Source organism: Pantoea sp. Cy-640 (genome assembly GCF_011752635.1).
Classification (GTDB): Bacteria; Pseudomonadota; Gammaproteobacteria; order Enterobacterales; family Enterobacteriaceae; genus Pantoea; species Pantoea dispersa.
The window spans coordinates 22,461-31,145 of the sequence record NZ_VWXB01000015.1 but is presented as its reverse complement, the minus strand read 5'-3'; the positions used below and the strand labels follow the sequence as shown (position 1 = coordinate 31,145).

General features: G+C 58.2%; 9 protein-coding genes and 1 riboswitch. Of the genes, 3 read left to right on the top strand and 6 right to left on the bottom strand.

All coding sequences use genetic code 11. The features are described 5' to 3' along the window. Nucleotides 1-496: 496 nt before the first annotated feature. The gene (purH, locus tag F3J36_RS23670; RefSeq protein ID WP_021508192.1) at nucleotides 497-2,086 is read left to right on the top strand and encodes a bifunctional phosphoribosylaminoimidazolecarboxamide formyltransferase/IMP cyclohydrolase; all 1,590 of its coding nucleotides are present in this window, start codon (nucleotides 497-499) and stop codon (nucleotides 2,084-2,086) included. A gap of 18 nt (nucleotides 2,087-2,104) precedes the next feature. Next, on the top strand, nucleotides 2,105-3,385 hold the full coding sequence (gene purD / locus F3J36_RS23665; RefSeq protein WP_021508193.1) for a phosphoribosylamine--glycine ligase: 1,281 nt from the start codon (nucleotides 2,105-2,107) through the stop codon (nucleotides 3,383-3,385). 28 nt (nucleotides 3,386-3,413) lie between these two features. Here the strand turns inward: purD and F3J36_RS23660 are convergent, their stop codons facing one another. From F3J36_RS23660 to nudC, 6 genes are all read right to left on the bottom strand, one after another. Further along, entirely contained in the window at nucleotides 3,414-4,079 is a 666-nt protein-coding gene (locus tag F3J36_RS23660) for a DUF1481 domain-containing protein (RefSeq protein WP_166720751.1), read from the bottom strand. Between the two features lie 68 nt (nucleotides 4,080-4,147). Continuing rightward, nucleotides 4,148-4,420: a nucleoid-associated protein HU-alpha gene (gene hupA, locus F3J36_RS23655; protein WP_006121511.1), complete on the bottom strand. Its 273-nt coding sequence runs from the start codon at nucleotides 4,418-4,420 to the stop codon at nucleotides 4,148-4,150. Between the two features lie 188 nt (nucleotides 4,421-4,608). Beyond that, nucleotides 4,609-5,199 (bottom strand): YjaG family protein, encoded by a 591-nt coding sequence (locus F3J36_RS23650; RefSeq protein WP_058758906.1) that lies wholly within the window; start codon nucleotides 5,197-5,199, stop codon nucleotides 4,609-4,611. Between the two features lie 62 nt (nucleotides 5,200-5,261). Next, nucleotides 5,262-5,930 carry a deoxyribonuclease V gene (gene nfi, locus F3J36_RS23645; RefSeq protein ID WP_021508196.1) on the bottom strand — a complete coding sequence of 223 codons (669 nt, stop codon included), beginning with the start codon at nucleotides 5,928-5,930 and terminating at the stop codon, nucleotides 5,262-5,264. 2 nt (nucleotides 5,931-5,932) lie between these two features. Continuing rightward, a complete protein-coding gene (gene hemE, locus F3J36_RS23640; protein ID WP_058769978.1) occupies nucleotides 5,933-7,000 on the bottom strand; it encodes a uroporphyrinogen decarboxylase in 1,068 nt (355 codons plus the stop codon). A gap of 39 nt (nucleotides 7,001-7,039) precedes the next feature. Then, nucleotides 7,040-7,813 (bottom strand): NAD(+) diphosphatase, encoded by a 774-nt coding sequence (gene nudC / locus F3J36_RS23635; RefSeq protein WP_021508198.1) that lies wholly within the window; start codon nucleotides 7,811-7,813, stop codon nucleotides 7,040-7,042. Nucleotides 7,814-7,901: 88 nt separating this feature from the next. Here nudC and F3J36_RS23630 point away from each other — a divergent pair, with 88 nt between their 5' ends. After that, on the top strand, nucleotides 7,902-8,408 hold the full coding sequence (locus F3J36_RS23630; protein WP_021508199.1) for an Rsd/AlgQ family anti-sigma factor: 507 nt from the start codon (nucleotides 7,902-7,904) through the stop codon (nucleotides 8,406-8,408). Between the two features lie 151 nt (nucleotides 8,409-8,559). Next, nucleotides 8,560-8,660: riboswitch (TPP riboswitch) on the top strand. Nucleotides 8,661-8,685: the final 25 nt, after the last annotated feature.

Below are 8,685 nucleotides of genomic sequence, written 5' to 3'. Positions count from 1 at the left end.
CACAGATTGTCTGATAAATTGTTAAAGAGCGGTGCGACGCGGCGTTCGGCCTGCTGTCGCGAGGTGGCGTATATTACGCTTTCCTCCTTCAGAGTCAAACACTTTTTTCAGCGTTTTTCTCCGGCGGAAGTTCTTAACGAAGCTTCCTGTCTACACCGCATTCCGTAAGTCGTTGTGCCGTGTCGATGGAGGCGCATTATAGGGAGTTGTTCGGCACGCGCAACCGCTAAATTCAATAAAAACAATCGTTCGCTGCATTCCACAGCAAAACCCCGCCTTATACCCGGTTACACACAAAGTTATCCACATCTGCAGCCGGTAATAAATTTAGGCGAGCATCGCGCAAACGTTTTCGCTACAATGCCCCGCGACGTCAAGGATGCCCCTTTTGGGGCGTTACCTGAGGTAAATGTTCTCTTCTATATATAGAGAGAGAAAGTTAAGCCTGATGTAACGCTCTTATTTACGCGAAACAAAGCCAAGGGATAAAACCACCATGCAACAACGTCGTCCTGTACGCCGCGCTCTGCTCAGTGTCTCTGACAAAGCCGGTATCCTCGAATTTGCTCAGGCCCTCTCCCATCGTGGTGTTGAGCTGCTCTCCACAGGTGGCACCGCACGCCTGCTGGCAGATGCCGGCCTGCCCGTCACGGAAGTTTCTGACTACACCGGTTTCCCGGAAATGATGGATGGACGCGTCAAAACGCTGCACCCAAAAGTGCACGGTGGCATTCTGGGCCGTCGCGGTACCGATGATGCCATCATGGCCGAGCACGCCATCAATCCTATCGACATGGTGGTGGTGAACCTCTATCCCTTTGCCCAGACCGTGGCGAAAGCTGACTGCAGCCTGGAAGATGCCGTTGAAAACATTGATATCGGCGGCCCCACCATGGTGCGCTCGGCAGCCAAGAACCACAAAGACGTGGCGATCGTGGTGAAGAGCAGTGACTACGACGCGATCATCGCGGAGCTCGATGCCAACGAAAACTCCCTGACGCTGGAAACCCGTTTCGATCTGGCCATCAAAGCCTTCGAACACACCGCCGCTTACGACAGCATGATTGCCAACTACTTTGGCAGCCTGGTACCGGCCTATCACGGCGAAAGCACCGCGCCGGCCGGCCGCTTCCCGCGCACCCTGAACCTCAACTTTATTAAAAAGCAGGATATGCGTTACGGCGAGAACAGCCATCAGGACGCTGCTTTCTATATTGAAGAGCAAGTCAGCGAAGCGTCGGTCGCCACCGCACAGCAGCTGCAGGGCAAAGCGCTGTCCTATAACAATATTGCCGATACCGATGCGGCTCTGGAGTGCGTCAAGGAGTTCAGCGAGCCAGCCTGCGTTATCGTCAAGCACGCTAACCCATGCGGCGTCGCCGCAGGCGATTCAATTCTTGCCGCCTACGAGCGCGCTTATAAAACCGATCCGACCTCGGCGTTCGGCGGCATCATCGCCTTTAACCGCGAGCTGGATGAAGCGACCGCGCAGGCGATCATCAGCCGTCAGTTCGTGGAAGTCATTATTGCGCCATCGGCCAGTGAAGCGGCACTGCGCGTGACCGCAGCCAAACAGAACGTCCGCGTTCTGGTGTGCGGTCAGTGGCAGAGCCGCGTGGCCGGTCTCGACTTCAAACGCGTCAACGGTGGCCTGCTGGTTCAGGATCGCGATCTCGGTATGGTCGATGCCAGCCAGCTGCGCGTTGTCAGCCAACGTCAGCCGACCGAACAGGAACTGCGTGACGCGCTGTTCTGCTGGAAAGTGGCGAAGTTCGTTAAATCCAACGCCATTGTGTATGCACGCGACAACATGACGATCGGTATTGGCGCGGGCCAGATGAGCCGCGTTTACTCTGCCAAAATTGCCGGCATCAAAGCCGCTGACGAAGGACTGGAGGTGAAGGGTTCCGCCATGGCTTCCGACGCCTTCTTCCCGTTCCGCGATGGCATTGATGCTGCGGCGGCAGTGGGCATCACCTGTGTGATCCAGCCGGGCGGTTCCATCCGCGATGATGAAGTGATTGCCGCCGCCGACGAGCACGGCATCGCAATGATCTTCACCGACATGCGTCATTTCCGCCATTAATAGCCTGGAGCTGTAACGATGAAAATTTTAGTGATTGGTAATGGTGGACGTGAACACGCGCTGGCGTGGAAAGCAGCACAGTCGCCGCTGGCAGAAACCGTATTTGTTGCGCCAGGCAACGCCGGTACCGCGCTGGAGCCGGCCCTGCAGAACGTGGCCATCAGCGCCACCGATATTCCGGCACTGCTGGCGTTTGCGCAGCAGGAAAACATCGACCTGACCATCGTCGGGCCGGAAGCGCCGCTGGTGATTGGCGTAGTCGATGCGTTTCGCGCTGCCGGCCTGAAAATCTTTGGCCCGACGCAGGCGGCCGCGCAGCTGGAGGGCTCAAAAGCCTTCACCAAAGATTTCCTTGCCCGCCAGCAGATCCCGACGGCGGAATACCAGAACTTCACCGAGGTGGAACCCGCGCTGGCTTACCTGCGTGAGAAAGGCGCGCCGATCGTCATCAAAGCGGACGGTCTGGCCGCGGGTAAAGGCGTCATCGTCGCCATGACGCTGGCCGAAGCCGAAGCGGCAGTACAGGACATGCTGGCCGGCAATGCATTTGGCGACGCAGGTCACCGCATCGTCATCGAAGAGTTTCTTGATGGTGAAGAAGCCAGCTTCATCGTGATGGTGGACGGCGATAACGTCCTGCCGATGGCCACCAGCCAGGATCACAAACGTGTTGGCGACGGCGACACCGGCCCGAACACCGGTGGCATGGGCGCTTACTCACCGGCGCCGGTAGTGACCGATGAGATCCACCAGCGCGTGATGGATCAGATCATCTGGCCAACCGTCAACGGCATGAAAGCGGAAGGTAACACCTACACCGGTTTCCTGTATGCCGGTCTGATGATCGACAAAGCCGGTCAGCCGAAGGTGATCGAATTTAACTGCCGCTTCGGCGATCCGGAAACGCAGCCGATCATGCTGCGCCTGCAGTCGGATCTGGTCGCGCTGTGCCTCGCCGCCGTCGACGGCAAGCTCGATCAGCAGCAGTCACAGTGGGATCCGCGCCCGTCACTCGGCGTGGTGCTGGCCGCTGGCGGTTATCCGGGCGACTACAACACGGGCGATCAGATCCACGGTCTGCCGCTGGAAGACGTACCGGACGGGAAGGTATTCCATGCCGGCACCACCCTGAAAGATGATCTGGTGGTGACCAGCGGCGGTCGCGTACTGTGCGTGACTGCGCTGGGTGAAGATGTGGCGGCAGCGCAGAAGAATGCCTACGCGCTGGCGCAGCACATCTCATGGAACGGCAGCTTCTGCCGTAATGATATCGGTTACCGCGCGATTAACCGCAAGTAAGCCCCCGGCGGCGGCCAGCTGGTCGCCGCTAAAAATCAGCCTCTTTCGGCTGCCAGCGGCACTCATCTTCCGGCGTGGCACGCAGCAGCTGAATCCCCTCTGGCGCTTCCAGCCACGACAGGGTAATCGGCTGTTGCTGCCCCTGCTGCTGTCGATACAGCGTCGCCAGCGTGTCGCGATCGAACGCCACATTCACCTGCTGCCCCTCACAGTCACGAACCTGCGTACCGCCCTGCCAGTGCCCCTGCCGCAACAGTACCCGGCCACTCAGCAGTGCATTGCTCTGCGCCAGCATGCGCTGCGCATCAAACCGGTACAGCTCGACGCTGTCGGCGCTGACGGCTTCACGCCGGCCAGCCAGCTGTCGCTGCATAAAATTGAGGTTGCCCTGATGGTCGAAACGCAGGGTTACGTCGTCCGGCTGCTGGCCAGTGACGTGCCGTTCCACGCTCAGCAGTTTATCCGCCTGCCAGATATAGTCGGTGGTTTCCCGGCTATCGCCATTGAAAGGGGTGTAGACAGTACGCAGATGGACGGCTTGGTGGTCGCCGTTTTTACGCCAGATTCGCACCGTGCCACGGTCAGACAGATAGCCGCTGGCGGTGAAAGCCGGAAGATCGGGAGTGGCACTGCAGCCGGTGAGTAATACCCCGAGGAGGATGGCGCAGAGGCGCTGAGGAGAGATGTTCAGCATAGCAGGCCCCGGTAACAAAAAGGGGCGAAATCGCCCCTCTTTTAAAGCTAAACCGCGATGCGGAAAACTTACTTAACAGCGTCTTTCAGTGCTTTACCAGAGACGAACGCTGGCACGTTAGCTGCAGCGATTTTGATCTCTTTGCCAGTCTGCGGGTTGCGACCGGTACGCTCAGCGCGGTGGTTCACTTTAAAAGTACCAAAACCAACCAGTTGTACAGCATCACCTTCTTTCAGAGACTCAGTGATCGCAGCCAGGGTAGATTCCAGCGCAGCTTTAGCCTGGGTTTTAGACAGGTCCGCTTTCTCTGCGATCACATCAATCAGTTGAGTCTTGTTCATAAGTTATCCTTAAAGTGTATTTATCGCTTGCTAAGCAACGAGTGCGAGGGAAAAGCCATATTCTGGCACTCTTCAGCCTGCACGCACCGATAGCCACAATTTTCAGCCCCCCAAATGTAGACCAGACAGGGGGCTGATGTGAAGCCTCCAGGCGCGGTAATTCGGGCCTGAAGTCACGTTTTCTCGCCTTATTGCTGAAAATTTATACCGATGTTACTGATTCCGGCTTCACGCAGGTCTGCACGTAGTCCTTTGATTAGCTCCAGGTCCCGTTCTTCGCACTCTGCCAGCAGGCGAAAAATCTCCCACTGCAGGTCCCATTCGTCAATTACCGCCTGGTTGTCACGCAGCTCTTCGTCGCTCATTTCGCGACCGGCCTGGGTCATTTCAAGGATGGCCACGGTGGTGATCGACGTGCGGCTGACTTCGATGGCGTGCTCCAGCGTTTCACCGCTCAGCTGCGCGTGCAGGAGTTCACTCAGCGCCACGCAGGCGTCAATCGCCGGGTGCACGCCGTAAACGTCAAAGTCGTCACCGTTTGGGATCGCCGCTTCCAGTTTCTCCAGCTGGCTGTCGAAATTGATTTTGGCATCCTTCACCGTCAGGCTTTCCCACACCAGGTCGAGAATGCGGCGATAGAGCTGCGGATCGGCAAACTCGGTCTGCTGACAGAAGGCCCAGTAATTGGGGAACATCCGCTCGCACAGACAGGCCATAAAGGTCATGTGCTGCCAGCTTTCCAGCTTCGCCAGACGCAAATGGACGGGGTTCTGTAACATCAAACTTACTCTCGGTAGATTAGCTGGCGGCAGTGTACCGCAAAAGCCGCGCACAAACAGCGTTAGCGCGCATTTTGCCACTTCACAAAAGCGGGACGGCCAGATGCCACGGCATCAGCCCAGCGCGTTGGCTCCGGCAAGCGGTAGCCGGCCATGCAGGCTTCAACCCAGTACAGGGCGCTGTCGAGGCTGACGCGGTGGCCGGTTGAGACAAACAGCGGGTTGCAGCGCGTCTTGCTGCGCCACACCCAGGCAATCTGCTCGCCTTTATCCATCAGCGGCTGACGACTGCCCGGTGCCGCATCCAGCTCAGCGAAACGGCCGCACAGGCGCTTTTTCGCTACGCCGATGGTCGGCACATCCAGCAGCGAGCCGAAATGCGCGGCAACGCCCAGCCGGCGCGGATGAGAGATGCCATGGCCATCGACGAACAGCAGATCGGGCCGCTGCGACAATTGCTGCCACGCCGCCTGCAGGGCTGGAATTTCGCGAAACGAGAGAAAACCGGGGATGTAAGGCATGGTGGTCGCGACACGCGCGATGCGATGCTCCACCAGCGTTAATGAAGGGTATTCGAGGATCACCAGGGCGGCGCGCGTTACCTCGCCGCCCTGTTCAAAACCAACATCGGCGCCGCCAATAAAGCGCGGCGGCAGTACGTCAAAATCATCCTGCCGCACCACGCTGGCGGCGAGCTGTACCTGTTGCTGTCGTAGTGCGGCTAAATCCATGCTTATCCCTGATGATATGGTCGTGATAACCGATGCACCGCCTCCACAAACGCGCCAGCGTGCTCTGGCGGAACATCCTGATGAATCCCGTGACCGAGGTTGAAGACGTGGCCTTCGCCTGCACCAAAGCCTTCCAGAATCCCCGCCACTTCCTGCTCAATTCGTGCAGGGGGTGCATACAGCATAGACGGATCCATGTTGCCCTGCAGCGCGACTTTATCGCCCACGCGGCGCCGCGCTTCGCCAATATCGGTGGTCCAGTCAAGGCCCAGCGCATCACAGCCGGTGGCCGCCATCTCTTCCAGCCACTGGCCGCCGCCCTTGGTAAACAGGGTGATGGGCACGCGTCGTCCTTCGTTCTCATGCAGCACGCTGTCGACGATTTTGTGCATGTAATAGAGCGAGAACTCGCGATAGTCGCGCCCGGTCAGCACGCCGCCCCAGGTATCAAACACCATCACCGACTGCGCACCCGCTTTAATCTGCGCGTTGAGGTAAAGGATCACGCTCTCTGCCAGCTTATCCAGCAGCGCGTGCAGCGTCTGCGGCTCGGCGTACATCATCTTCTTGATTTTGGTGAAAGCCTTGCTGCTGCCGCCTTCTACCATGTAGGTTGCCAGCGTCCACGGGCTGCCGGAGAAACCGATCAGCGGCACTTCGCCTTTGAGGTTGTGACGGATGGTGCGCACCGCATTCATCACGTAACCCAGCTCCTGCTCCGGATCCGGCACCGGCAGTTTATCCACATCGGCACGGCAGGCGATGGGGTGAGAGAAACGCGGGCCTTCGCCGGTCTCAAAGTAGAGCCCCAGGCCCATCGCATCCGGAATGGTCAGGATATCGCTGAAGAGGATCGCGGCATCCAGCGCATAGCGGCGCAGCGGCTGCAGGGTGACTTCGCACGCCAGCTCCGCGTTCTTACACAGCGACATAAAATCACCGGCCTCAGCGCGCGTGGCTTTGTATTCCGGCAGGTAACGCCCGGCTTGTCGCATCATCCATACCGGGGTGATATCCACCGGCTGGCGTAACAGGGCGCGCAGATAACGATCGTTCTTCAGTTCACTCATAATGGGCTCTCTCATGCTAAGGCCGGCAGTGTAGCATTTTCACGCCGCGCTGGCGCGACACAGCGCAACCGTATCTTCAATCAGCCGGCGCGCCACGGTGCCCGGCGGCGGCAACAGGGGCAGATCATCGTAGCGATACCAGCCAGCATCCAGCAGCTCTTTACCATCGTGCTGCAGCTCGCCGCCATCGTACTCCGCCATGAACGCCATCATCAGCGAGTGCGGGAACGGCCACGGCTGCGAAGTTACGTAACGCACATTTTTTACCCGCACGTTGCTCTCTTCCATCACCTCGCGGGCCACCGCCTGCTCCAGCGTTTCGCCGACTTCAACAAAACCGGCCAGCACGGTGTAGATGCTGTTGCGATGGCGCGCATGGTTTGCCAGCAGGATCTCCTCACCGCGACGAATCGCCACAATGATGCAGGGGGCGATTTGCGGATAGTAGCGCTCGCGGCAGTGGCTGCACAGGCAGGCAAATTCGCGCTTGCTGTGCTGCATTTCATGGCCGCAATAGCCGCACCAGCGATGCGAACGGTAGAACTCTGCCAGCTGCACGCCGCGCCCGGCGAGCTGAAACAGACCGACATCTTCGTCAATCAGCTGGCGCACCGAGGCCATATTGTCCGGACGCGCTTCGCATACCAGCCAGACGTTTTCGCCCTGCCACTCGCCAATCACTCTGCCGCTGCTGCCGGTCAGGCCAAACTCGCCGGATAAGCCATGCGGCAACTCGCCTTGCGGCAACCAAAGTTTCTGCGCGGAGCTGACAATCCACCAGCCAGCGTCTACGCTTGAGATCTCACGTTGCATCTTAATCGTTGTCCTTAGCGTCAAATGGCACGCTGAAATCCTGATGTTAAGTGTGTAATAAACAACTATAACTCACCTGGAGCCCCGTATGCTTACCCAGTTAGATAACCTGACCGAGCGTGTAGGTGGCGGTAATGAATTAGTCGACTCATGGTTGCGCGCCCGTCGACAGCTGCTCGTCACCTATTACGAGTTAATTGGCATGAAGCCGAACAAAGAAGCGCTGACCGCGCTGGATGAACAGGCGCTGGATGCGTTTTGCCATCGTCTGGTGGACTATCTCTCTACCGGCCACTTCAGCGTTTACGAGCGCATCATCAGCGAGATGTCCGGCGACAGCCCGATGATTGCGGCGGCGCAGATCTATCCGGCGCTGGAAGGCAATACTGAACGTCTGATGCAACTGTATGACAGCCATCTGCAGCAGGCCATTAATGACGACAACTGCGTGGATTTCCAGCAGGCGCTGTCAGAGGTGGGCGAAGCGCTGGAGTCACGCTTTACGCTGGAAGACAAACTGATTCAGCTCGCCTGGGATAACCAGCTGGCGCGCCCGCCGGTGGCCAATGACAGCACCATTGCTCGTCCGGCCTGAACCGCTGCAGTTGTAAAAGACTTGTTATTCAGGAAAAGCCCTTTTATGCTGAATGGGCTTTTTTATTGTCTTTTTAACGACAACCCACAATCAAACTTTGCGATATAAGCGCAGCGTGCAGCAGTCAGTAAAGTCGCTTATCGCGTAAAACGTAAACTTGTCGGAGTGCCCTTAGGGGCTGAGACCGTTAATTCGGGATCCGCGGAACCTGATCAGGTTAGTACCTGCGAAGGGAACAAGAGTAGATGTGATCAGCACGGTGCAGTCAGGCGCCCGC